This is a genomic window from Arcicella rigui (assembly GCF_034929435.1).
Taxonomy (GTDB): Bacteria; Bacteroidota; Bacteroidia; order Cytophagales; family Spirosomataceae; genus Arcicella; species Arcicella rigui.
The window spans coordinates 17,430-41,910 of the sequence record NZ_JAYFUM010000009.1 but is presented as its reverse complement, the minus strand read 5'-3'; the positions used below and the strand labels follow the sequence as shown (position 1 = coordinate 41,910).

At 36.6% G+C, this 24,481-nt stretch carries 20 protein-coding genes; 5 read left to right on the top strand and 15 right to left on the bottom strand.

The window, feature by feature from the left end:
- Nucleotides 1-22: 22 nt before the first annotated feature.
- Nucleotides 23-1,231, top strand: coding sequence for a glycosyltransferase (locus VB248_RS08975; RefSeq protein ID WP_323296429.1), 1,209 nt, complete (start codon nucleotides 23-25; stop codon nucleotides 1,229-1,231).
- On the opposite strand, the gene VB248_RS08970 is transcribed toward VB248_RS08975, so the two are convergent.
- The 12 genes from VB248_RS08970 to VB248_RS08915 form a co-directional block, all read right to left on the bottom strand.
- The gene (locus VB248_RS08970) at nucleotides 1,220-2,008 is read right to left on the bottom strand and encodes a glycoside hydrolase family 25 protein (protein WP_323296428.1); all 789 of its coding nucleotides are present in this window, start codon (nucleotides 2,006-2,008) and stop codon (nucleotides 1,220-1,222) included. The genes VB248_RS08975 and VB248_RS08970 overlap by 12 nt on opposite strands.
- Before the next feature lie 72 nt (nucleotides 2,009-2,080).
- On the bottom strand, nucleotides 2,081-2,716 hold the full coding sequence (locus VB248_RS08965) for a peroxiredoxin (RefSeq protein ID WP_323296427.1): 636 nt from the start codon (nucleotides 2,714-2,716) through the stop codon (nucleotides 2,081-2,083).
- A gap of 223 nt (nucleotides 2,717-2,939) precedes the next feature.
- The gene (gene hslV / locus VB248_RS08960) at nucleotides 2,940-3,479 is read right to left on the bottom strand and encodes an ATP-dependent protease subunit HslV (RefSeq protein ID WP_323296426.1); all 540 of its coding nucleotides are present in this window, start codon (nucleotides 3,477-3,479) and stop codon (nucleotides 2,940-2,942) included.
- 201 nt (nucleotides 3,480-3,680) lie between these two features.
- Nucleotides 3,681-4,355: a bifunctional 4-hydroxy-2-oxoglutarate aldolase/2-dehydro-3-deoxy-phosphogluconate aldolase gene (locus VB248_RS08955; RefSeq protein ID WP_323296425.1), complete on the bottom strand. Its 675-nt coding sequence runs from the start codon at nucleotides 4,353-4,355 to the stop codon at nucleotides 3,681-3,683.
- 242 nt (nucleotides 4,356-4,597) lie between these two features.
- The gene (gene fbp, locus VB248_RS08950; protein ID WP_407652902.1) at nucleotides 4,598-5,551 is read right to left on the bottom strand and encodes a class 1 fructose-bisphosphatase; all 954 of its coding nucleotides are present in this window, start codon (nucleotides 5,549-5,551) and stop codon (nucleotides 4,598-4,600) included.
- 335 nt (nucleotides 5,552-5,886) lie between these two features.
- A complete protein-coding gene (locus tag VB248_RS08945; protein ID WP_323296423.1) occupies nucleotides 5,887-6,915 on the bottom strand; it encodes a sugar kinase in 1,029 nt (342 codons plus the stop codon).
- Between the two features lie 117 nt (nucleotides 6,916-7,032).
- Entirely contained in the window at nucleotides 7,033-8,442 is a 1,410-nt protein-coding gene (uxaC, locus tag VB248_RS08940; protein WP_323296422.1) for a glucuronate isomerase, read from the bottom strand.
- 106 nt (nucleotides 8,443-8,548) lie between these two features.
- Nucleotides 8,549-10,201 carry a UxaA family hydrolase gene (locus VB248_RS08935; RefSeq protein WP_323296421.1) on the bottom strand — a complete coding sequence of 551 codons (1,653 nt, stop codon included), beginning with the start codon at nucleotides 10,199-10,201 and terminating at the stop codon, nucleotides 8,549-8,551.
- A gap of 88 nt (nucleotides 10,202-10,289) precedes the next feature.
- The gene (locus VB248_RS08930) at nucleotides 10,290-11,780 is read right to left on the bottom strand and encodes a tagaturonate reductase (protein WP_323296420.1); all 1,491 of its coding nucleotides are present in this window, start codon (nucleotides 11,778-11,780) and stop codon (nucleotides 10,290-10,292) included.
- 157 nt (nucleotides 11,781-11,937) lie between these two features.
- Nucleotides 11,938-12,279 (bottom strand): cupin domain-containing protein, encoded by a 342-nt coding sequence (locus tag VB248_RS08925; protein WP_323296419.1) that lies wholly within the window; start codon nucleotides 12,277-12,279, stop codon nucleotides 11,938-11,940.
- A gap of 5 nt (nucleotides 12,280-12,284) precedes the next feature.
- Nucleotides 12,285-14,624, bottom strand: a complete 2,340-nt coding sequence (locus VB248_RS08920; protein WP_323296418.1) for a glycosyl hydrolase family 28 protein — start codon at nucleotides 14,622-14,624, stop codon at nucleotides 12,285-12,287.
- A 76-nt stretch (nucleotides 14,625-14,700) separates the two neighbouring features.
- Nucleotides 14,701-15,471, bottom strand: a complete 771-nt coding sequence (locus VB248_RS08915; protein ID WP_323296417.1) for an SDR family oxidoreductase — start codon at nucleotides 15,469-15,471, stop codon at nucleotides 14,701-14,703.
- A 282-nt stretch (nucleotides 15,472-15,753) separates the two neighbouring features.
- Between VB248_RS08915 and VB248_RS08910 the strand changes: the two genes are divergently transcribed.
- Nucleotides 15,754-16,776, top strand: a complete 1,023-nt coding sequence (locus tag VB248_RS08910) for a LacI family DNA-binding transcriptional regulator (protein ID WP_323296416.1) — start codon at nucleotides 15,754-15,756, stop codon at nucleotides 16,774-16,776.
- Nucleotides 16,777-16,790: 14 nt separating this feature from the next.
- On the opposite strand, the gene VB248_RS08905 is transcribed toward VB248_RS08910, so the two are convergent.
- Nucleotides 16,791-17,819, bottom strand: a complete 1,029-nt coding sequence (locus VB248_RS08905) for a zinc-binding alcohol dehydrogenase family protein (protein WP_323296415.1) — start codon at nucleotides 17,817-17,819, stop codon at nucleotides 16,791-16,793.
- A gap of 156 nt (nucleotides 17,820-17,975) precedes the next feature.
- The gene (fucP, locus tag VB248_RS08900; protein ID WP_323296414.1) at nucleotides 17,976-19,214 is read right to left on the bottom strand and encodes an L-fucose:H+ symporter permease; all 1,239 of its coding nucleotides are present in this window, start codon (nucleotides 19,212-19,214) and stop codon (nucleotides 17,976-17,978) included.
- Between the two features lie 458 nt (nucleotides 19,215-19,672).
- Between fucP and VB248_RS08895 the strand changes: the two genes are divergently transcribed.
- Nucleotides 19,673-20,413, top strand: coding sequence for a tyrosine-protein phosphatase (locus tag VB248_RS08895; RefSeq protein WP_323296413.1), 741 nt, complete (start codon nucleotides 19,673-19,675; stop codon nucleotides 20,411-20,413).
- Between the two features lie 53 nt (nucleotides 20,414-20,466).
- On the opposite strand, the gene lepA is transcribed toward VB248_RS08895, so the two are convergent.
- Nucleotides 20,467-22,254, bottom strand: coding sequence for a translation elongation factor 4 (gene lepA / locus VB248_RS08890; protein ID WP_323296412.1), 1,788 nt, complete (start codon nucleotides 22,252-22,254; stop codon nucleotides 20,467-20,469).
- 206 nt (nucleotides 22,255-22,460) lie between these two features.
- Between lepA and VB248_RS08885 the strand changes: the two genes are divergently transcribed.
- Both VB248_RS08885 and VB248_RS08880 read left to right on the top strand, forming a co-directional pair.
- Nucleotides 22,461-23,045: a Crp/Fnr family transcriptional regulator gene (locus VB248_RS08885; RefSeq protein WP_323296411.1), complete on the top strand. Its 585-nt coding sequence runs from the start codon at nucleotides 22,461-22,463 to the stop codon at nucleotides 23,043-23,045.
- A gap of 436 nt (nucleotides 23,046-23,481) precedes the next feature.
- Nucleotides 23,482-24,477 (top strand): sensor histidine kinase, encoded by a 996-nt coding sequence (locus VB248_RS08880; protein WP_323296410.1) that lies wholly within the window; start codon nucleotides 23,482-23,484, stop codon nucleotides 24,475-24,477.
- Nucleotides 24,478-24,481: the final 4 nt, after the last annotated feature.

Genomic DNA, 24,481 nt, shown 5'->3' with positions numbered 1-24,481 from the left:
TAAATTTTCTTTCATTACAAATATGATGAGTTTGCGTAAGAAGATACTTTTGTTTGAACCTGATGCCTCTGGGCATCATTCAGATTACTTATTTGCCTTGTTAATCAATTATTATCAGCAAAATTATTCTTTCGACCTCACCGTTTTGGTTGCTCCAGATTTTTTAGAAAAACATCCAAAAATTGTAGAACAAACTTCTTCTGAGCAAATTCGGTGGATGTATTTAAACAATGAGGAGGCAACGGCTCTTAAAAATGTACCAAGTGTATTAAAAAGAGCGAATTTAGAGTGGAAAATTTTTAACCAGTATGCGGCTTCTGTGAATGCTGTGTATGGTTTTTTGATGTACATCGACTATTTTCAGTTGACACTTATCCGAAATCAACAATCATTTTGTCCTGTTTCTGGTATTTTTTTCAGACCAACTTTGGTCAATTATACTTCAGCTTCTTTGAAAGAACGCCTTAATTATTGGCGTAAAAATATCATGTTGAAGTATGTTGTGAAAAGTAAAACCTTAGATAGTCTGTTTACTTTAGATACTTATGCCGCAGATTTTATCAGAACGCATTGGCAAACTGACAAAGTAAAATACTTGCCCGACCCGCTTCATATTTATCCAGTCCATGAAAAACCTCAAACTACTAAGCAGTCTTTAGGAATAACGGATGAACGAAAAGTATTTCTTATTTTTGGCTTTTTAGATAGCAGAAAAGGCGTATCAAAAGTATTAGAAGTAATTCAAAAACTTAGCCCAAATCAAGCTAAAAAAGGTTGTTTATTGATAGTAGGAGGGTGGGAAGCTACTGAAAAACAGCGATTTGAAGTATTGAAAAATAGCATCAATAACGATTTTCAAATTGTTACGCTGAGTACTTTTATTCCAAAAGAAGACATTCAATTATACTTTGAAGCCTCAGATTATATTTTGGCTTTGTACGATAAACATATTGGCATGAGTGGCATAATGGTAAGAGCCGCCGCCGCCCAAAAACCTTTGATTACCTATAATTTTGGTTTGATGGGAAAAATTGCTTCAAGTAAACAATTAGGAATTGTGGTAGATGAAAATCTTGAGGAGGATTTATTTCAGAAAATGTCCTTTTTATTAGAAAATACAGATACTATCGGAGACACGCAACAAATGAAAGCTTACGCTGAAATTAACCAAGATGTGAATTATGCCAAAGCTATTTTTGAACAATTTGAAAAAGTAGTTTCACAAGCATAAATCTTCTAAATCTCCTTCATCGCCAAGGAATACATTGTAATCTACCGTGCCTTTTACGCCTTCGCACCAACCTTTTTGGTTGTGTTGCCAAAACCACAAGTTTGAAGGATAACCTTTCAGCGTTTCGTTTGAGTAGTCGGCTATCCAAAGTGGATATTCATCAAAATTTCCTTTGATAAATTTCTTGTAAAAACTGGGGTTTGTATAAATAATCGGCTTTTTATGGTAATGTTTTTCTACAATATTCAACCAAGTTTCAATTTCTTCAATAATTTGTTTGTCGGGTTTCAAAGAATTTTGCTCGATGTCTAAAACTGGAGCTAAATCTCCTTTTTCTAAAGAAACAGAATTGATAAAGTTTTTTGCCTGCCCGACAGGTTCACGCCAAGGAATAAAAAAATGGTAAGCTCCACGAATCAATCCACTTTTCTTTACTTGTACCCAGTTGCGTTCAAATTGGCGGTCGGCGTGGGTTAGTCCTTCGGTAGCTTTTAAAAAACAGAATTGTAGCTTTAAATCATCACGAGTAAAACGCATTCTTTTTACGTCTCTCCAGTCAATTAGCCCGTTATGATGCGATACGTCGATGCCATGAATAGAATACTTCAGCGGAAGTGAAATGCCGAGTTTATGTACTTTTTTCCAACCGTTGGGATTACTGCCACCTGAGTTGTAAATAATAGCGATAAAGATGATTAATAAAAAGAATAGCAGAACAAACCTATCACGATGGGATAGAGAGAGGTAGAAATTTTGTAGAAGTTTTATGTATTTCATAAATACAAAAATACAAAAAAGGCAAAAAAATAAATTTTATTTCTTTGCCTTTTATTGATAAAATACTGAAAATTATTTGTTTGGCTGTGGCGTTGTTCTCAAATATGGCTTCACAACAGTAAAACCTTTCGGGAATTTAGCAGCAGCGTCTTCTGTTTTTACGGCTGGAGTAATGATTACGTCTTCACCATCTTTCCAATCTGCTGGTGTTGCTACTTGGTAGTTGGCTGTCAATTGAAGTGAATCAATAACACGTAATAATTCTTGGAAATTACGACCCGTAGAAGCTGGATAAGTAAGTGTTAATTTCACTTTTTTATCTGGTCCGATGATAAATACCGAACGAACAGTTGCTTTTTCAGACGCATTTGGGTGAATCATATCATATAAAGTAGCCACATTACGGTCTGAGTCGGCAATGATAGGGAAATTTACTTTTACGCCATTCACTTCTTCAATATCTGGCACCCATTTGTTGTGTGAGTCTAAATCATCAACCGAAACAGCGATTACTTTCACGCCTTTTTTCTCAAATTCTCCTTTTAGTAAAGCTGTTTTGCCTAACTCAGTCGTACAAACGGGTGTAAAGTCGGCTGGGTGACTGAAAAGTAAAGCCCATGAATCACCAATCCATTCATGGAAATTAATTGTTCCTTGAGTTGTTTCCGCCGTAAAGTCTGGGGCGATATCTCCTAATCTTAATGACATAGTTTTATTCAATTTAAAGTTAATAAATACTTACTCTATTGGAATACAAGATTAATGAAAAATTAGTTTCAATCAACAGCCAAATCGCATTTTTTTTGATTTGCCTTGGGCTTTCGGAATTCGGTCATCGGCTTTCAGTTGTCAGTATAAGTTTTTTAATCGAAAGCTGAAAGCCGATGACCGATAGCCAAAACCCAAATCCGAAATCCTCAATCCCAAATCCCTACACTGGTTTTTCAATAATAAAATTATGATTTGTATAAATACAAATGTCTGCTGCGATGGTGAGTCCTTCTCTTACGATTTCTTCTGCCGAAAGATGAGCAGCGTGTTTACGCAAAGCCAATGCTGCCGAAAGGGCATAATTACTTCCTGAACCGATAGCGGCGATACCATTTTCTGGCTCAAGTACATCGCCCGTTCCAGAGATGATTAAGGTTTCTTCTTTATTCGCTACAATCATCATGGCTTCTAACTTACGCAAGTATCTATCTGTTCGCCAGTCTTTTGCCAATTCAATACTTGCCCGTTTCATATTTCCGCCATAAGCGTTTAGTTTTTCTTCAAAACGTTCTAATAAAGTAAAAGCATCAGCAGTAGAACCTGCAAAACCAGTTACGATTTTCCCATCCAACATTTTTCTGATTTTGCGAACGTGGTTTTTAGCAACGGTATTTCCCATCGTCGCTTGTCCGTCTGCTCCAATTGCTACTTGCCCGTTATGCACTACCGCCAAGACGGTAGTCGATCTTATTTTTTCCATGATTGGTGATAATTGTAATTGTATGTTCTGTTTTTTTAGAGGCGTAAATTTATGCAATTAGCACTAAAATTCAATTAAATAAAAGTATTTGAAAAGATATACGCTTGGATTTTGAGACTTCTAAAAACAAAACAGGTATCACATGATTGCGATACCTGTAAACACTCTACTATTATCCAATTTAATTATTTCAAATGACAACTATTTTTTAGTTTTTAAGGTTTCAACATAAGCCAACAAAGCCTTTACATTGCTACTCAATTCGTCGAATTTAGCACTTGCCAACAAACTTGCTGGAAACAACTGCGAACCCATGCCAACGGCAGTTACGCCAGCAGAGAACCATTGTTTTAGACTTTCTTCAGTAGGTTCAACGCCACCTGTTACCATTACTTTAAGGTTTGGCATTGGCCCTTTGATTGATTTTACAAAGCCCGGCCCTACAACATTCCCTGGAAAAATCTTCACGATTTCAGCTCCTAATTGTGTAGCGGTATAAATTTCGTTCAAAGTAGCTGCACCCGGAAACCAGGCTACTTCGTTTGCCAAACAGTAAGCACCAACTTCTGGCGTGATGATTGGCTGAACCACGAAATCAGCACCTGCATCAATAAATGTTTTTGCTTGTGCTGCTGTAAAAATTGTACCAATTCCTAAAGCCATTTCAGGACAATTTTCTCTGATAAAGGGATAAATTGCTGAAAATACTTCCAAAGCTTTTTCACCACGATTTGTAAACTCAAAAGCACGCATTCCGCCATCATAGCAAGCCTTTATGATACTTTTGGTAAGCGTAATATCTTCGTGATAAAATACGGGTACAAGCGGAAAATCCGCCAGTAATTGATTTAATATCTTTGGTTGAAAAAATGCCATCGTTTTTGTGATTCAATAAAAAAGCAAAAATTGCTGATTTAATTAGAGATTGAGCGATTATGGATTTACTTAGCGATAAATGAATTTAGCATTAAAAAAGGTGAATTTATAAGTGTTTTTAAAGTGTTGATTTTTAGTGTTTTAAAAAGAGAGTTTCTATAATTTCCGAAATCAGAAATCCCAAATCCCAAATCACTTTAAAACTATCGCACACCACTAACTCATAATTCATAACTCATAATTCAATTTACTGCTACTTCTTTACAACTTTCTTCAATAGCGTCTACCATCGTACTTGAGCCAATGTATAATGGCGAACGTTGGTGAAGGTTTTGTGGTTGAATTTCTAATATTCTTTGTTTGCCATCCGAAGCTTTTCCGCCAGCTTGTTCGATAATAAAAGCCAAAGGTAAGCATTCATAAAGTAAACGTAACTTTCCTTCTGGGTTTTGTAAGGTTGGCGGGTACAAATAAACGCCACCTTTCAATAAATTTCTATGAAAATCGCCTACCAACGAGCCGATATATCTTCCTGCGTAGCGTTTTTTCTTGCAATCGGTCAAATAGTCTTGAATGTTTTGAGGGAAATCATAAAAATTACCTTCATTACAAGAGAATATTTTTCCGTTGTCGTTTACCTGCATTTGCGGATGCGACAAGAAGTACTCTCCAAGCGAATTATCGTAAGTAAAGCCATTTACGCCTTTGCCAGTAGTATAAACCAAAATGGTAGAAGAACCATAAAGGATATAGCCAGCGGCTACTTGTTCGTCGCCACGCTGAATACAATCTTTAATTGTTGGCACTGTTCCGATGGGCGTTTTTCTACGGAAAATCGAGAAAATTGTACCGATAGAAACATTGGCATCAATATTTGAGGAGCCGTCCAGAGGGTCGATGGCTACTACATATTTCGCATGATTATTTCCTGTAAGAATGATTTCAGGTTCTTCTTCAGAAATAATGGCACATACTTCGCCACCGTTTTTCAAGGCTCTCAGAAAACGAATATCAGCAATTACATCTAATTTTTGTTGGGCTTCGCCTTGAACATTTTGTGAACCCAAAAGACCAGTGACATCCGCCAGTCCGGCACGGTTAATTTCACGGTTCAAGATTTTACTTGCCAATGCAATGTCTCTTAGGAGTTGCGATAATTCTCCAGAAGCAAATTGAAATGCTTCTTGATTTCGCATAATAAAGCGGTCTAAGGTTATGCCAACGGGTAATGCTAATGCTTCGTTTTTCATATTTTTACCAAGATTAAATTCAGTAGAAAGAAGGTTGTAATTATGAGATATGAATTATGAGTTATGTTTTTAATTGTTGATATGTAAGCAAACTATTTTGCTTTTCGCCAAAAGGCAAATATTTATTTTTTACTATAAAAAGTGCTTTTGCTTACGGCTTACAGCCTGTTGTCTAAAGAATTATCTTAGATTTAAAAAAGTTATAAAATTCTGAAATCCATTATTTTAAATTCAAAATTCAACATCTCTACGGCGAACCGTTCACAATTCAGCACTCAATACTAACTCACCTTCTCTAAAATTGCTTGTACCTGATTTACACTTTGTTGAGTGGCATCGCCGTACTCTTGGAGTTTACCATAAGCGGCTGCCGAAGCGTAATTGATAACCGTTTGTGGGTGATGTGCTTGAGATAATCCATAAATCAGACCTCCCATAAAACAGTCGCCACTACCGATTTTATCTGCCACGCTTTCTGCATAGAAAAGTGGCGAAACAAATTGTTCTCCTTCTGTAAATAAACTCGTATAATATTCAATCCCAGTAGTTTGGTAGTCGAATCTATAAGTATTGGCTACGAATTTACATTTTGGAAAGGTCTTCTGAATGGCTTCTGAAGTAGCTTTTCCGTGTTGTAAATAATCGTAGTCGGGTACTTTGGCAGTACTTGCCAACAGCAGAGGGTCGATTTCGATGCCCAATAGCGTGTTAGCTGCCCAGATATTTCCCATAATTACATCACAGTATTGTGCCAAAGTTGGCATAATTTCTACGGGTTTTTTACCATATTTCCAAAGCTTGGCACGGTAATTCAAATCCACAGAAATTGTAATATTCATTTCCGAAGCTACTTTCAATACTTCTAAACAAACGTCTGCGGCATCTTGATTCAAGGCTGGGCTAATAGCACTAAAATGAAACCAAGAAACATCTTTCAGAACAGATTTCCAGTCGATTTGTCCTACTTTTAAACTGGCAAAAGAAGAATAAGCTCTGTCGTAAATTACGCCTGCATTCTTCAAGTCAGAACCTTGTGGTAAATAATACGTTCCGATTCTTTCGCCAGAAGTATTAATACTATCCGTATTGATTCCTTTCGATTGTATATAATTTTTAATGTCAGTCGCCAAAGAGTTATCAGGCAATGCTGTAAAATAAGAAGCATTCAATCCCCAATTGGCTAAGGCAGTGGCTACGTTCAGTTCTGCACCACCTACAAACACAGGCATTGTAGCATTTTGAATCCAAGCTCCTTCGGCTTTAGGAGAAAACCGCAATAATAATTCCCCGAAACAACAGATTTTAGTCATTATATTCTGAGCTTTAAGCTGTGAGCTATAAGCTTTGAGCATTATACAATAGGATGTTAAATAAAATACTGATTTACAGAATGCTCATAGCTTACAGCTTATAGCCTAAAGCTTATTTTAAAATTTAAAATATTCCTTAGCATTATTGTAACAGATGTTTTGAACCATCTGTCCAATCCATTCAATATCGTTAGGTAATTCACCGTTTTCGATTTCATTTCCGAGTAAATTACAAAGTATTCTACGGAAATATTCGTGGCGTGGGAACGACAAGAAACTACGAGAGTCTGTCAACATTCCGACAAAACGGCTTAATAAACCCATGTTTGACAAAGCGTTCATTTGGCGTTCCATACCATCTTTTTGGTCTAAAAACCACCAGCCAGAACCAAATTGAATTTTACCAGCCACAGAACCGTCGTTGAAGTTACCAATCATGGTAGCCATCAACTCGTTGTCACGTGGGTTGAGGTTATAAATAATAGTTTGAGCCAATTGGTCATACTCATCTAAACGTCCTAAGAACTTAGAAAGAGAAGAAGCCTGCGAGAAATCTCCGATAGAATCCCAACCAGTATCTGGCCCCAACAAACGCATGGCTCTTGAGTTATTGTTTCGTAAAGCTCCCAAGTGGAATTGCTGTGTCCAACCTAATTCATGGTAAATTACACCTAAATGATGCAAAATCGCCGATTTGAAAAGTAAAGCCTCCGCATCGCTGATAGACTGCCCTGCCAATGTTTTTTGGAATACTTTGTTGGCATCTTCTTCGGTAAAATTTGCCGCATAAATTTGTTCTAAACCGTGGTCAGCTAAACGTCCGCCCATAGAAGCAAAGAACACAGCACGTACTTTCAATGCCGCTACTAAGCCCGAGAAAGTACTAATTTCTTGATTGACGATTGCTCCTAATTTTTCAATAAAGCTGGTATAATTTGGGTTTTCAATCAAAATAAATCTATCTGGACGGAAAGTAGGCAATACTTTTGTTTCGATACTTTCGTCATCTTTTATCGCTTGATGATACTCCAACGAGTCCAAAGGGTCGTCGGTTGTACAAGCTACTTTTACATTCATTTTGTTTAGCAAACCTCTTACCGCAAACTCTGGTGTTTGTAATTTTGCTGAACATTCATCATAAATTTTACGAGCTGTTTTAGGATTTAAGATTTCATGTACATCAAAATAACGTTGTAATTCAAGGTGAGTCCAGTGATAGAGCGGGTTACGCATGGTATATGGCACGGTCTCAGCCCACTTTTCAAACTTTTCGTAGTCCGATTTATTTCCAGTACAATAACTTTCATTTACACCATTCGCACGCATTGCACGCCATTTGTAATGGTCACCGTAAAGCCAAATTTGAGAAATGTTCTCGAAGCTCTTGTTCTGAGCAATTTGGTCTGGTGGCAAGTGGTTATGGTAGTCAATAATGGGCATTTCTTTAGCAAAATCGTGGTAGAGTTTGCTGGCAGTTGCCGTTTGTAAAAGGAAGTCTTCGTCTAAAAATGTTTTTGTGTACAGCATTTTGCTAAAATTTTAAATTGGAACATGGGAAATCAAGGCGAACAAAGAGGAGTTTTGTCGTATCTTGATAATAAACTGAATCCTCTTTGTTCGAGCTCCAATTTTCTTATAAGGATACACCACGTTTCCATGGAATAAAGTCATCTTGTCCATTTCTGACCGCACAAACTTCGATTTCGCCACTTGCTACTTTTATTACATAGTCCAAAATGCGTTCTCCTGCTTCTTCAATGGTTTCTTCACCTTCAATGATTGTACCTGTGTTGATGTCGATAATATCCGACATTTTTTCGTACAATTTTGTGTTGGTGGCAATTTTCACTACTGGAGCAATTGGGTTTCCTGTTGGAGTACCCAAACCTGTTGTGAATAACACGATGTTCGCACCTGAAGCTACTTCAGCAGTCGTTGACTCTACGTCGTTGCCCGGTGTACATAAAAGTGTTAGTCCTGCTTTTTTTACTGGTTCTGGGTAATCTAAAACAGAAGTAACTGGCGAAGTTCCGCCTTTTTTTGCTGCTCCTGCCGATTTAATAGCATCGGTAATCAATCCGTCTTTAATATTTCCCGGCGAAGGGTTCATATCAAAACCTGAACCTACGGCTTTTGCTCGGTTATTATAAGTCTGTACTAAATGACTGAATAATTTGGCATCTTCTGGGTCTAAGCAACGGTCGGTTAACTCTTGTTCAACACCGCATAATTCTGGAAATTCTGCTAAAATTACCGAACCGCCCAAACCTACTAATAAATCAGAAGTAAAGCCAATGGCTGGGTTTGCCGAAATACCAGAGAATCCATCAGAACCACCACATTCAAGCCCGATACAAAGTTTGCTTAATGGGGCAGGCTGACGAGTATATTGGTTTGCTTGAATCAAACCTACGAAAGTTTGTTTCAACGCCTGAGCTATTAATTCCGATTCAGTACCAATATTTTGTTGTTCTAAAATATATAATGGCTTTTGGAAGTTGGCATCACGTTTTGCGATTTCTTCCTGCAAAATACCTGCTTGTGCATTTTGACAACCCAAACTCAATACGGTTGCTCCTGCACAGTTGGGATGTGTAATATAACCTGCCAATAAACCACAAAGTGCTTGAGCGTCTTGACGAGTACCTCCGCAACCGCCATCGTGTAAAAGGAATTTTACGCCATCTACATTCGGGAACAATTGTTGTTTTTTACTTTCTTTATCATTCGCCTGAATATCAGCTTGAAGGATTTCTTCAACTGTTTTTCCAGCTTTGTACAATGAAATCAAATCACTTGTTTGGCTTTGATAAGTATGTTTTCTGGCATAGCCCAAATCATCTACCAAGGCTTCACGAAGTACTTCGATGTTGCGGTTTTCACAGAAAACCAAAGGAATCACCAACCAATAATTGGCAGTACCGACGCTTCCGTTGGGTCTGTAATAGCCATTAAAAGTTTTACCTTCAAATTTTGACAAATCTGGAGCTTGCCATTCAGAAGTATTTTCTCTTAGTTCAAAAGCATCAACAGCGTGTTTTACATTGAAAATATTTATACTTCCTCCTTTTTTGATAAAACTTTGAGCCTTCCCAACCAAAACATTGTACATTCTAATTTCAGCACCTACCTCAAAATCTTCGGTAGCAAATTTATGTTTGGCTGCTATGTCTTCGGTCAGAGTGTAGCTCTGTCCGTCTAATTCCACAATCTGACCTTTGACCAAGTCTGTCAAAGCAACAATCACATTGTCGTTCGGATGGATTTTTAAAACGTTTCTTTTCACGATGAGTATTCGATGATTGGATTAAATATTAATTTCCTGAGTATATACAATTAATCAATCTTAAAAGTAAGACAATCGCCTACTATACTCATACCAATTCACCTTTATTCAGATAGCTACTCAAGGTCTCTTTTACGCCGTTTTGTATCATTAGTTGAATAAAAGATTGAACTTTTTGGGTGAATTGCGGAATTGTTGTCAAGTCTGCTTCCCAAAGGTTTTTGTCAGCCAAAATACTCACAACCAAATCATTAACGGCTAATTTTTGCCATTTTGCGTAAAAATACTCAGCTTTATCATCTTGAATCAAATACTCATTTCCATTGAAAATTCCATAAAATTTTCCGTTTTCTTCTTTCTCAGCTTTCATAAAAAGTAGATAAGCCGCAAAGCCCAAGGCTACATATTCAGGAACGCAATTGAAAATCTGATAGTAATTTAGCAAAGTAGGTACGTTTCGCATCTTCATTTTTGAAGTGTATTGAACCGTAATACTTATCCATTGATGTTCCAAACTTGGATTTCTGAAACGGTCTAATACTTGCATTCCAAAACGTTGAGCAATTTTTTCATCTACTTTGTATGGAATCCCCAAAGCCAATTCTGCCAACATTAGATTACTAACAAATGCCGACATCGCTTCGTTTGCCATCGCTTCTTTTACAGTTTTGAAGCCCGATAAAAAGGCTAAACCGCAACTCAAAGTATGCGTACCGTTGAGCAAACGCAATTTTAATTCTCGGTATAAATCAATGTTTGGCTCAATTACTACGCCTTCATCTACTTGCTGAAAGGATAAAATATTTTTTACTTTTTGATTGCCTTCAATTGCCCAAAGACGATATACTTCTGAAACAATCAGTAAGTCGTCTTCGTAGCCCAATTCTTGTTCAATGGCTTGTTTGATGGTATCGTTTGGTTTTCCTGGCACAATTCTGTCAACCAAAGAATTACAGAAAGTAACCGACGATTCTAACCAATCAATAAATTCAGATTCAAGGGCATTGAGATGTGCTAATTCAAAAATAATACCTTCTAATTTTTTACCATTATCAGTAATCAATTCTGTTGGTACAACTACCATCCCGTGTTCTTTACTTCCTTCAAAAGCTTTGAAACGCTCGTACAAGAAAGCTAATACTTTGCCCGGAAAAGAAACGGGCGGATATTGCTTGATGTCGTCTTGTACCAATTGAATACCTACTTCGGTAGTGTTTGAAATGATAATTTGTAAATCTGGATTTTTAGCACATTCCAAAATACTTTCCCATTGTGTTTTGGCAGAAAGTACTCGGCTGATAGCAGAAGAAATGATGTTTTTTTCATGAACATTTCCTTGCTGAAAACCTCTTTCGCAAATTGTATAAAGACTATCCTGACGGTCGAAAGCGGCAGATTCGCCACCATCGGTTGATTTTACAACCACGATTCGACCATTAAAAATGCCTTGTTGGTTGGCTTTATTGATAAAGTAATCTGGCAAACCACGCAATAAAACGCCTGTGCCAAATTGTATAACTTTTTCTGGTAATTCAAAGAACGATTCTGATAATCCTGAGTTGTGTTTATTGAGTTTCATTGGAATAGTGTTTAATGTTTTTTAGCTGTGAGCTGTGAGCTGTGAGCTGTGAGCTGTCAGCTATGAGCTATGAGCAATAAGCTTTGAGCTTTTTTTTATCAGCAATATAAAAAACTCATAGCTCATAGCTCAAGGCTCACTGCTGATAGCTGAAAGCCTATAAAAAATCCTCCCTCATGGGTGAAAATACATCTATCAGTACGCCTGCTGCCAAACAAACGGCTCCGTGGAGTATTCCCGAAGGAACAAAATAGACATCACCTTCTTCGAGGACTTTTTTGTCATCACCAATTGTTATTTCAAAAGCACCAGAAGCGATATAGCTAATTTGTAAGTGCGGATGAGTATGCAAAGCTCCGATACCGCCTTGCTCAAAAGCTACTTTTACCAGCATAATGTCGTCGTTATATGACATTACTTTTCGCTTAATTCCTCCTCCGAGTTCCTCCCAAGCAATCTGTTCGTCAGAAACAAGGGTCAATTCTTTTACTGAAATCATGTTTTTTAGTGATTACGATAAATACTTTTTGAAACTTTCTGACCAAACTCTACTTCTTTCTTGGCTTTTGAAATATCAGTGTTGATAAGCTTAACATTTTGTGAACGCTCTCCTGAAATCTTCAATAATACCTCTGAATTTCGGTAGCGAATTTCGTCAAGACTAATATTTCTACCGTTCTGTACTTGCATGGTCGTTTTTTCTTTTGTGAAAAGGCTAATATTTTTTAAAGAAATATTTTCAGCTTCGATACACAATAATCCTTTGTTAGCTACGATTACCGCATTTTCGATTAAAATATTTTTTACACTCATTTCGAGTAAACCTCTAATTTTGATAGCGGTTTCTGCTCCGAGACAATTGATATTTCTTACAAAAAAATCTCTGAATTGTGGCGTTGCTTCGCTGACAGGTTTAGCTTCAATTACGGGTAAATCTTCTTCTTGACCCACCAAAAGAACGGGGTCTTTGGCGGCATAATACATATCAAAAATTACTGCTTCACCAGCGATGTCAGTCATTTGAATATCGTTTACATAAATTTTTTCAACAATACCGCCACGTCCACGAGCTGTTTTGAATCGAAGTCCTACATCTGTTCCCAAGAAAGAACAATTTGAAACATACATATTTTTTACGCCTCCCGACATTTCTGAGCCAATCACAAAACCGCCATGAGCGTGATATACTTTACAGTCTTTAATAATGAAATTTTCTGTCGGAACACCTCTTTTTCTACCTTGCTCGTCTCTTCCCGATTTTATCGTTATACCGTCGTCGCCTGTATCGAAAGTACAGTTTTCCATCAAACCATTTCTACAAGATTCTAAGTCAACGCCATCGCTATTTTGGGCAAACCAGTAATTTTTTACGTTTACATTTCGCATCGTAATATGGTCTGAAAGTAGCGGATGGATTGTCCAAGCAGGCGAATTTTGAAGATTAATACCATCCAACAAAATATACTTACAGCGAGTCAAACTCAACATATTCGGTCTCAGAAAAGCCTTTACTGATTCATAGTCTTTGGCTGTTTTTCCATTACTCAATTTACTTCCGCCCGTCATTAACGAACCTTTCAACGATTGTTCAGAAGGAAACCAAGTATCTTTTGCTTCGTTCAGCACTCCGCCAGAAGCCAATAATTTTTGCCACTGCGAATCGGTTTGTTTACCTTTTTTGATGGCTCTCCAGACATCACCTCCGCCATCCAATACGCCTTCGCCAGTAATACCAATGTCTGTTAAATCAATGCCAGAAATAGGAGCTTGACAGCGGTAGGCTTCTTCGCCTTCCCAAGTAGTAGCAATGATTGGGTAATCATCTAAATTTCTACTAAACTGTAAAATTGCTCCTTTGGCAATGTGAAGATTTACATTCGAAAGCATCACGATTGGACCGGTCAACCATAAACCGCTGGGTACAAGTACTGTTCCGCCACCCAACTGATTACAAGCTTTTATAGCTTGATTAATTGCCTGAGTATTGAGTGTTATGCCGTCTGATTTTGCTCCGTAACGAGTAATATCGAAAGTATCTTTTCTGAAAACTGGCGTATAATATTTGGGTAATTCAAAGACGAATTTTTCTTGAAACTCAGATTTTTTGAGAAAGCTTTTCAAACCAATACTTGCTTCGTTGATGCCTTCTGCTACCATACTTGCCATGACAGCCGCACCGTATTGTGAAAAATGTGTATCGTCTACAATACCTTTTGGGAATTTATTGAAAATGCCACCCACATAGTGCATAAAAAGTTTCTTAGAACCTTCAACGCCATGTTGTTCGATAACGGCTTTACTTTTGGCATGCAAATCAATCAAAGGAACATTTAATTCATTGGCTACTGCTTTTACTACCGCAGGGTACTCGCCATGTTGGTCGATAAACTGTCCGTTTGTTTCGTCAAATTTTCTTCGCATTACGGGCGTAAGCAAAATCGGATTTGCTCCTTTAGCACGAGTTTCGTTGACAAAGCGAATCAAATTGGCACGATAAGTAGTTTGCGGGGCAGCATAACGAGTACTGTCGGTAATTTTTTGGTCATTATGTCCAAATTGAATCAAAACCCAATCGCCCTTTTTCAAAAGTTTCGTAACCGTTTCCCAACGTTTTTCATTGATAAAGCTTTTGGTACTTCTTCCGTTCACGGCATGATTTTGTACCGTTACCGAATTTTCATTGAAGTAAGCAGGCAAAACCATTCCCCAACCTGTTTCTGGGTTATCGGCAGGAAGTTTGTTGGCACAAGTAGAATCTCCAATCAGGAATACTGTAATTTTTTCATCTTGACTTTTGAAAGCCGTCAAAATAAAAATGAGGGCGATTGTTAATAGTTTTTTCATTGAAAAATGGTTCTAATCAGTACAAATAATAAATTTCAAAACCTTATGGATTAACACACAAAGTAGTTTATGGGGTTTATCTACCCATCCAGCCGCCATCAACGACAAGAATTGTTCCGTTTACATAAGCTCCTGCCTCCGAAGCCAAGAAAACCACTGGCCCTTGGAAGTCGGTCGGAACTCCCCAACGTCCAGCCGGAATACGCTCAAGAATGGCTTTACTTCTTTCGGGGTCTGCACGTAAAGCCGCCGTATTATCAGTAGCAATATAGCCCGGAGCAATCGCATTCACGTTCACACCTTTTGATGCCCACTCGTTTGCCAAAGCTTTTACAACGCTACTAATTGCCCCTTTCGATGCCGCATAACTTGGTACATTGATGCCACCTTGAAAACTGAGCAATGAAGCCGTGAAAATGATTTTCCCAGAACCACGTTCAATCATCTCTTTTCCAAATTCACGAGCTAAAATAAATTGTGCATCCAAATTGATTGACAATACTTTGTCCCAGTACTCGTCTGAGTGTTCGGCGGCAGGGTTTCTCAAAATCATTCCTGCATTATTAATCAAAATATCAATAGTAGCGTGTTTACTTTTTACTTCATTGATAAAAGCATATAATGATTCTCTCTTACTTAAATCAACGTTATATCCTGCGAAATTTCTACCTAAAGCTCGTACAGCTTGTTCGATTTCACTGTTTTCTGGTTCAAGTGTTAGAGCAGCCACAATGATGTCTGCACCCGCTTCTGCAAGGGCTAAAGCCATTCCCATACCAATACCTCTGTCGCCGCCTGTTACTAAGGCTACCTTACCTTCTAAGCTAAATAGTGATGATAAACTCATGATTTAAAGATGTTAATTTTTTAATTATTCTAAGAAAATCTCATTTAGTGATTAAAGAAGTATCACTTGTTCTTGTAACAAACCTATATTGTATAATGAGGCTTCACAAGTAAATGATGGAATATTTTTATGCAATCGTTATCGGTAACGTTATCATAAGGAAGGTTTTTTATATTAAATTTAGATGAATTGGTATGTTTTGTAGAAATTAGATAAAATCCATTAGATTATTGAACGAAAGTACTTTTAAGGGTATAATTGTACAAAACTAAGAAACTTGCCGTGGAGCTAATTACGATTAAAGATATTGCTAAAGCCCTAAATTTATCAACCTCAACGGTTTCGAGGGCTTTGCGTGGGAGCTATGAGATTAATCCAGAAACTAAAAAACTGGTCATTGAATATGCCGAAAAGCATAATTATCGCCCCAATCCTATTGCTCTGAGTTTAAAGGAAAACAAAAGCCGTTCTATTGGAGTGATTGTGCCAGAAATCGACAATCCTTTTTTCTCACAAGTAATCAACGGAATTGATGCTATCGCCTACAATCGGGGCTATCATGTAGTGATTTTTCAAAGCCATGAATCTTATAAAAGAGAACTTATCAATCTTGAACATCTTACTTCAAGAAGAGTGGATGGCTTATTAATTTCACTATCTGGCGAAACCCAAAGTGTAGAACATTTGCAGGAACTGCATCAGAAAGGAATGCCCATTGTTTTGTTTGATAGAGTTTCGGAAGAAATTAATACGCACAAAGTAGTTTCAGATAATTTTGAAGGAGCTTTTACGGCTACTGAACATTTAATTAGAGAGGGGAGGAGGAGGATTGTACAAATTACGGCTTCACCATTTTTGTCGATTACAAAAGAAAGAGTAAACGGTTACATTGCCGCTTTGAACAAGTACGGAATCCCTGTGGATGAATCTCTGATTCGCTACTGTGGCTACGATTTAGCAGCGATTGAAAAAATGATGGAGGAATTATTTTCAGGAGATACGCCTCCAGATGGCATACTTACCGTCAGCGACCGCTTGGCTTTGGGTTGTTTGGCTGTTTTGAAGAGAAGAAAAATCAGTATTCCCGAACAAATTGCCATGGTAGGTTTCACGAATTTAAAAGCTGCCTATTTGCTCGAACCAGCCCTTACGACCGTTGTTCAGCCTTCTTTAGAAATGGGACAGCGTTCGGCTGAATTATTATTAGATTTGATAGAAAGAAAGCCTTCGTCGATACCACCGAATTATCAAACATTCAAATTGTATTCTGAATTGATTGTTCGAGAGTCATCGGTTCGTCACTAAGGCTTTCTTTTATTTTATGAGATTGATAGCATGGCTTTTATTACTTGCGATTGAGGGTCGAGCCAAGTGTTGAAAACCAAAGGTAAATCTTCAAAATCTGCCGTATGAGTAAGCCATGCTTTTGTGTCGATATTGCCTTTTTCCATGTTTTCGATAATCATTTTAAAATCCGAAGCCATGGCATTTCTACTTCCCATCAGTGTCAATTCTCTTTTATGAAAATCAGGGTCAAAAAAAGTAACATCACCTTGAAACAATCCTACATAAATCAATTTCCCCCCAAAAGCACAATAAGAAAAAGCTTTCATCATCGACTGAGGATTGCCAGTTGCGTCAAAAATTACAGTTGGTAATACTCCGTTTAAGTCTTTGCGTAAATCATCTGTACTGTAATCTGCTTTTGCTTGAATAGAAACGTCGGTTTGAAATAATTGCTGTGCAAATTCCAACCGCTGGGCGTTGAAATCCATTACGGCAATTTTTGCTTTATGTAATTTGGCAAACTGAATCACTGACAGCCCTATTGGCCCAGCCCCAATTACCATTACAATATCGTTTGAGCTAAGACCTGCTCTTTGCACCGCATGAGCTCCGATGGCAAGTGTTTCTACCAAAGCTAAATCTTCGTAGCCCAAAATCTCTGAAGGGTGTACTTTATTGGCTGGAATTTTTACATACTCTGTCATTCCGCCGTCGATGTGTACGCCCATTACTCGAATATTTTCACAGCAATTAGTTTTTCCATTCGAGCAAGCTTGGCATTTTCCGCAATTCAAATAAGGCTCTACCGAAACTTTGTCACCGATTTTTAACTGTGTGCTATCAACGTTTTTTCCAAGAGCGACAATTTCTGCTCCGAGTTCATGCCCCAGTACTCTTGGATAAGAAAAGAAAGGTTGTTTGCCTCGGTAAGCATGATAGTCAGTTCCGCAAATACCAATTCTGTGGATTTTGAGTAATACTTCATTTTCGGATAATTCATCATTGAATTCCCGAGAAATAAGCTGAAACTGTTCAGGTTGATTTAAAATTATTGTCTTCAAAATGCTCTAAATTAAATAAAGGAAGTGTAATAGTTATGAGATGTGAATTATTAGATATGTGTTAGTACTCTATGAAAAATCATATTTAAAGCATCAAAATATAATTCAAACCTAATATTTCATATTTCATAATTCATAACTAATAATTCATATCTATTAATCAGCTTTTACTTTATAGCCTTTCCAGCCAAAGTAAAGTACTATAAAAAAGCAAACTAATGGCACAGAGTAAGCTACTTGGATACTTGAAATATCTGAAATGCGTCCCATAATCAGTGGGAAAATTGCTCCGCCCACAATAGACATAATTACCAACGAAGAGCCAATTTTTGTTTCTTTTCCCAATGACTGAATACTGAGTGAAAAAATAGTTGGGAACATAATTGACATAAAGAACTCGACACCAATCAAGGCATATACCGAAAGCATTCCGCCATAAATTACCACAACTGTCAGTAACACAATGTTCAACAAAGCATAAATACTTAGTAAACGATTTGGACTGATATAACGCATCAGAAAAGTGCCGATAAAACGCCCAACCATAAAGCAAAGTAATGCTGCTGAAAGAAGTCTTGACGCCGTTTTTTCGTCAATATTGGCAGTTTTGCCTAAGTAGCGAATAAAAAAACTGGAAACACAAACCTGAGCTCCTACATAAAAAAACTGGGCAGTAATTCCCCAAATAAGGTGTTTGTGTCGCCATAAAGACTGTTCGCCACTTGGCAATTCAATGTCATGCCCCGACTCCGTTATTTCAGGTAACTCACTTTTATAAAGTAAAAAAGCTACCGTTAATACTACAAAACCGATGATTAAATAAGGGATTTTTACGGTAGCAGCTTCGCTATCCAAGAAAATACTTAATTGTTCAGGTGACATTGCAGCAGTTTCTTCCGTACTGAGAGAATGACCCGATAAAATAAATATTCCACCTAAAAAAGTAGCAACAGATGCCGCCAAGCCATTGAATGATTGTGCTAAATTAAGCCTTTGTGCAGCACCTTCTGGCTCGCCCAAAACAGTCATGTATGGGTTTGCGGCTGTTTCTAAGAAAGTTAACCCACTGGCAATAACGAAAAGTGCTGTTAAGAAAAGTCCGAAAAGTCTTGTATTGGCAGCAGGGATAAATAAAAATGCACCAATGGCAAAAAGGAAAAGTCCTGCCAAAATACCTGATTTATAACCATATTTTTTCATCACCATTCCAGCAGGAATAGCCATAACAAAGTAAGCCATAAAGAAAGAGCCGTCAATCAAAGAAGATTGAAAATCAGAGAGTTGGCAAGCTTTTTTCAGATGAGGAATAAGGATAGGGTTTAGATTGTGAGCAAAGCCCCAAAGAAAAAATAAAGTAGTCAGAAGAATAAATGGGACTAAATAGCGGTTTTTCATGAGTGAAATTTAAAATGTTTAAGATTTTATGAAAGACTGTTTGGGTATTTTCTCAAATAATTAGTCAACCAAGCCAAATACAGAAAATGATATTCAAATTTGACTTTACAAAGAAAAAACATTTATATACAAATAATACTCATGTAAGTAATAAAGAATTATGCTATTTTAGCATGAGTAGTCCTAAATACTGGAATAATATTGACAATTTTGGTTGAGTATATTCTTTGGCAAGTACATTTTTAAACTTAACCGAGCGTTTTTTTGTTGCTAATGTTTGGGCTTTGACTAAAATATACCTTTTACTAAATAAGCCCTTGAATGATTGTATTTTATTATTTTCTTAACGTTATTAGCACGATATTTAAAATTGAAGTAAAAAAATGTATAAATATTTCAATTTTTATAAAAAGTAGTACACATACTATATAATTCACATACAAGGTATCTTTATAAACATGTTTTCATTTTTTAAAAAATTTACTGCTGATACAGAAATCAAAGATTTTTCTTTCATTGGTACTGATATACATTCCCACTTAATTCCTGGGATTGATGATGGATGTTCCAGTATTGAAAATTCAATAGCGAGTATCAAAAGTCTTAAAGAGTTAGGTTTTACAAGAATCATCACTACTCCACACGTAATGGCGGAGGTATATCCGAATACTTCGGAAACCATCAAGGAAGGTCTTGAAAAATTAAAAGTAGCCTTAAAAGAAAATGAAATTGATATAGAAATTGAAGTAGCTGCCGAGTATAAAATGGATGAAAACTTCAATGTTTTATTGGATAATGATGACCTTCTTACGTTCGGTGATAAATATTTGTTGGTTGAATTTTCGTTTGTAGCCGCCCCGATAAATCTGGAAACTACTATTTTCAAGCTTCGAACAAAGGGTTACAGACCGATTTTGGCTCATCCAGAAAGGTATTTATACTTGGCTGACCATCTTGAAAAATTTGAGGAATTCAAGGCTTTGGGCTGTCATTTACAATTGAACTTGATGTCGTTGGTAAATCAATACGGAGGAGCTGCCCGAGAAACGGCTTTGAAAATGTTGTCAAAAAATATGTATGATTTCTTTGGTACAGATTTGCACCGCCCCGAAGATGTAAGAATTTTGAAAAAAGTATTAGCAACGAAGAGCGAGTATCATAAAATTCAAAATGTAAAACATCTTAATCAGAAAGTGTAAGTTGTTTACAATAAAAAAGCCACTTTGGAATTTCCAAAGTGGCTTTTTTATGTTTAGTCTAACTTCAAAACGGCCATAAATGCTTCTTGCGGAATTTCTACGTTTCCAACCTGACGCATTCTTTTCTTACCTTTTTTCTGTTTTTCCAATAATTTTCTTTTACGAGAAATATCACCACCATAACATTTTGCAGTTACGTCTTTTCTCAATGCTTTTACAGTTTCACGAGCAATAATTTTTTGTCCGATTGCCGCCTGAATTGCAATTTCAAATTGTTGTCTTGGCAATAATTCTCTTAATTTTTCACAAAGTCTTTTTCCCCACTCATAAGCTTTATCACGGTGAACAATGGCTGAAAGAGCATCTACTTTTTCGCCATTCAACATGATGTCTAATTTCACCATTTCGCCTTCTTGATAGCCTTTGTATTCGTAATCTAAAGAAGCGTAGCCTCTTGAGATAGTCTTGAGTTTATCGAAGAAATCAAAAACTACTTCAGAAAGTGGTAAATCGAATTGTAATTCAACTCTATCAGAAGTTAAATAGATTTGGTTAGAAAGTACGCCACGTTTATCTAAACATAGTTTCATGATACTTCCTACATAATCTGATTTAGTAATGATTTGTGCTTTGATAATAGGTTCTTCAACGTGGTCAATCAAGTTGGGTTCTGGCAATTCAGAAGGAGCAGAAACCCAAACTTCCTCACCGTTCGTCAATTTAACATTGAATTTTACAGAAGGTACTGTCGTAATTACCGTCATGTTAAATTCACGTTCCAAACGTTCTTGCACGATTTCCATGTGTAGCATTCCTAAGAAACCACAACGGAAACCAAAACCTAATGCCATTGAAGTTTCAGGTTCCCAAACAAGTGAGGCATCATTCAATTGCAATTTGCCCATGGCATCACGCAAATCTTCAAATTCAGTAGTTTCTACTGGATAAATCCCAGCAAAAACCATTGGTTTTACTTCTTCAAAACCATGAATAGATTCTTGACAAGGACGGTCACGGTGTGTAATTGTATCACCTACTTTTACTTCTTTTGCTTCTTTGATACCAGAAATCAAATAACCTACGTCGCCAGCTTTGATAGATTGCTTCGGTTCTTTCTCCAAACGCAAAGTACCAATTTCATCAGCAAAATATTCTTTACCTGTGGCGATGAATTTTACTTTATCTCCTTTTTTGATTTCACCATTGAATACTCTAAACATAACTTCAATACCACGGTATGAGTTAAATTCAGAGTCGAAGATTAAAGCTTGAAGTTCAGCCTCTGGGTCACCTTTTGGTGCAGGGATTCTTTCAACAACAGCAATGAGAATTTCTTCGATACCAATTCCTTCTTTACCAGAAGCGTGAATGATAGAATCACGTTCGCAACCTAATAAATCTACAATTTGGTCTTTTACTTCTTCAGGCATCGCCCCCGGAAGGTCGATTTTATTTAAAACTGGAATAATTTCTAAGTCATGCCCTAAAGCCAAGAAAAGGTTAGAAATTGTTTGAGCTTCAATTCCTTGAGCTGCATCTACAATTAACAAAGCACCCTCACAAGCAGCGATTGAGCGTGAAACCTCATAAGAAAAGTCCACGTGACCGGGCGTATCAATCAAATTGAATACATATTCTTCTCCTTTATACGGAAAATTCATTTGTATCGCATGTGATTTGATAGTAATACCACGTTCTCTTTCCAAATCCATGTCGTCCAACAACTGAGCTTGCATATCCCGTTTCTGTACGGTATTCGTAAATTCAATCAATCGGTCAGCGAGTGTACTCTTTCCGTGGTCAATGTGGGCAATAATACAAAAGTTACGTATGTTTTTCACGTTATTTATTTTACGGTATTTAATTATTGGAAAGTGTGTGATAACTTTTGGACTTATTTCAAACTTTATACCTTTCCATTCTACAAAATTACGTTCTTAAATTGAAAAAGAAGGCATCCAAAATGGAAAAGAGCATGAATAAAGTTTAATCGGTATTATTATTTATAAAACTTTTTAGTTTTTGACAATTAAATCTTCATCAGAACATGAATTCAACAGCAGAATTACAACCAATACTCGAATATCTGGGCAAACACTTAGTTCTTTCAGAGAAAGAATTGAAAGCTTTTATGACCAAATTACAAAAAAAGACTTGTAAAAAAGGAGATATTCTTTTGAGAGAAGGCGAAGTTTGCAATGAAATATACTTTATTATTAAAGGAACGCTTCGTGCGTATAGTAAAGTAATCGGCGGAAATGATAGAACTTTTAATTTTGCTTTTGACGGTTCGGTATTTACAGAACAAGTAAGTTTTGCCTCGCAACAACCTTCTACGGATTATTTAGAAGCACTTGAAGACTGTGAATTATTTTTTATTACGTATGAGCGTCTCCATACACTTTTCGACAAATATCATGGTTGGGAAAGAGCAGGAAGAATTATCAATCAAATCTATTTTTGTGATGAAAGAAATAGAGTTCGCTCATTTATGTTAGATGATGCTACGCTTCGCTATCAAAAATTATTAATGGAATTTCCATTGGTAGAAAAAAGGATTCCGCAACATATCATTGCGTCTTATCTAAACATCACCCCACAATCGTTGAGTAGATTGAAAAAAGGACTTTAGTATGAGGCGTGTGGAATTGGTTTTCTACTAAGGATTGTGAAAATGATTGATTTCAGAAGTCGGATTTGGGCTTTATTCAGTAGCTATTTGTAAAAGTAATTGGTGATTATTATTTAAAATCACTATTAATTTATTATTTATGACAAATAAAAACGTTCGATATTTTGCATTGATTACTTATTTACAAATTAAAAGCGTTGCTCAAATTGTGTCCATTACTAAAATATTTTACTTTATTTTATTAAAAAAAGTCATTTTATCCAATTTCTGAAATCACAAATCTTACATAGTATTTAAACTTTTTTTGGTACATAAGTCGGGTGAAAATTGTTTACCCTGTCTTTTCATACTAAAAATTTGCTGCTTCAGTCGCTTAGATGGTGCTTTCATCGCTAAGTTTAGCAATACTTTTGAGGCAAAGTGTAAATTTGCCCTTATGTGGAAGTCAAAAAATATTATTGCTGGAATCTCAATTTCTATCTTTATCGGGGCATTGGTTTTTTTGCCAAAACCAAATGCCCCCTTAGACTATTTTCCTTCGTGGGCAAACTTTGCTATTTCGTTTCTACACGTGATATTAATATGGCTTTTTGTACAATGGCTTGTTTACCAAAAGCATTCACAAAGTTTATATACAAAAGTCTTGATTAGTATCGGAAGTAGTGTCGGGGTTTCAATTATTGGGTTTTTTCTCATACTTAGTTTTCCTGCGTATTTCCCAATATTGCTTCAGTACCCGGTTAATAAAGTAAGTGTTTTTATTCTTATTAGAGCGGTTTTGGTGGCTGGCTTTATAATGGTTATTACTTATATAATTTATATTACAGAAGAAAAATATAAACTCAAAGAAGAAGCTGAACAAATTAAAAAGGAACAAATAGAAGCTCGGCTTATTGCCCTTCAACAGCAGTTGAGTCCGCATTTTTTGTTTAATGCACTCAATACCTTACATAGCATAGCCAGCGATAAAGCTACGAAAAACTATGTTGTTCAATTTAGTAACGTTTTTAGATATTTATTAGATACCAATCAGGCATCTTTAGTGTCATTGGAGGAGGAATTAAACTTTACAAAATCATATTTGCACATACTTCACGAACGCTTTGAAGATGCTTTGAAGGTCGATTTAGACATTCCAGCAGCGTATCTGAGCTACAAATTACCCCCGATTTGTCTTCAAATATTGATTGAGAATGCCATCAAGCACAATATCGTAGCACAAGACAGCCCTTTGGAAATTCAAATTTTTTGTCAAGATAAAGAAATGTTAGTTGTGAAAAATACCCTACAAAGTAAATCTTCTGTTGAAGAAAGTACTGGTAAAGGATTGACCAATATCAGAGAACGATATTTATTACTCTTGGGTAAAAATATTGAGATAGAAGTTACCGAAAACTATTTTAAAGTAAGTATTCCACTGATTAAAAATTAATAGC

Bases quoted from the DNA above. Each gene is read 5' to 3' on its own strand.
- VB248_RS08975 (WP_323296429.1), top strand. From the start codon at position 23: ATGATGAGTTTGCGTAAGAAGATACTTTTGTTTGAACCTGATGCCTCT.
- VB248_RS08970 (WP_323296428.1), bottom strand. From the start codon at position 2,008: ATGAAATACATAAAACTTCTACAAAATTTCTACCTCTCTCTATCCCAT.
- VB248_RS08965 (WP_323296427.1), bottom strand. From the start codon at position 2,716: ATGTCATTAAGATTAGGAGATATCGCCCCAGACTTTACGGCGGAAACA.
- hslV (WP_323296426.1), bottom strand. From the start codon at position 3,479: ATGGAAAAAATAAGATCGACTACCGTCTTGGCGGTAGTGCATAACGGG.
- VB248_RS08955 (WP_323296425.1), bottom strand. From the start codon at position 4,355: ATGGCATTTTTTCAACCAAAGATATTAAATCAATTACTGGCGGATTTT.
- fbp (WP_407652902.1), bottom strand. From the start codon at position 5,551: ATGCGAAATCAAGAAGCATTTCAATTTGCTTCTGGAGAATTATCGCAA.
- VB248_RS08945 (WP_323296423.1), bottom strand. From the start codon at position 6,915: ATGACTAAAATCTGTTGTTTCGGGGAATTATTATTGCGGTTTTCTCCT.
- uxaC (WP_323296422.1), bottom strand. From the start codon at position 8,442: ATGCTGTACACAAAAACATTTTTAGACGAAGACTTCCTTTTACAAACG.
- VB248_RS08930 (WP_323296420.1), bottom strand. From the start codon at position 11,780: ATGAAACTCAATAAACACAACTCAGGATTATCAGAATCGTTCTTTGAA.
- VB248_RS08925 (WP_323296419.1), bottom strand. From the start codon at position 12,279: ATGATTTCAGTAAAAGAATTGACCCTTGTTTCTGACGAACAGATTGCT.
- VB248_RS08920 (WP_323296418.1), bottom strand. From the start codon at position 14,624: ATGAAAAAACTATTAACAATCGCCCTCATTTTTATTTTGACGGCTTTC.
- VB248_RS08915 (WP_323296417.1), bottom strand. From the start codon at position 15,471: ATGAGTTTATCATCACTATTTAGCTTAGAAGGTAAGGTAGCCTTAGTA.
- fucP (WP_323296414.1), bottom strand. From the start codon at position 19,214: ATGAAAAACCGCTATTTAGTCCCATTTATTCTTCTGACTACTTTATTT.
- VB248_RS08895 (WP_323296413.1), top strand. From the start codon at position 19,673: ATGTTTTCATTTTTTAAAAAATTTACTGCTGATACAGAAATCAAAGAT.
- VB248_RS08885 (WP_323296411.1), top strand. From the start codon at position 22,461: ATGAATTCAACAGCAGAATTACAACCAATACTCGAATATCTGGGCAAA.
- VB248_RS08880 (WP_323296410.1), top strand. From the start codon at position 23,482: ATGTGGAAGTCAAAAAATATTATTGCTGGAATCTCAATTTCTATCTTT.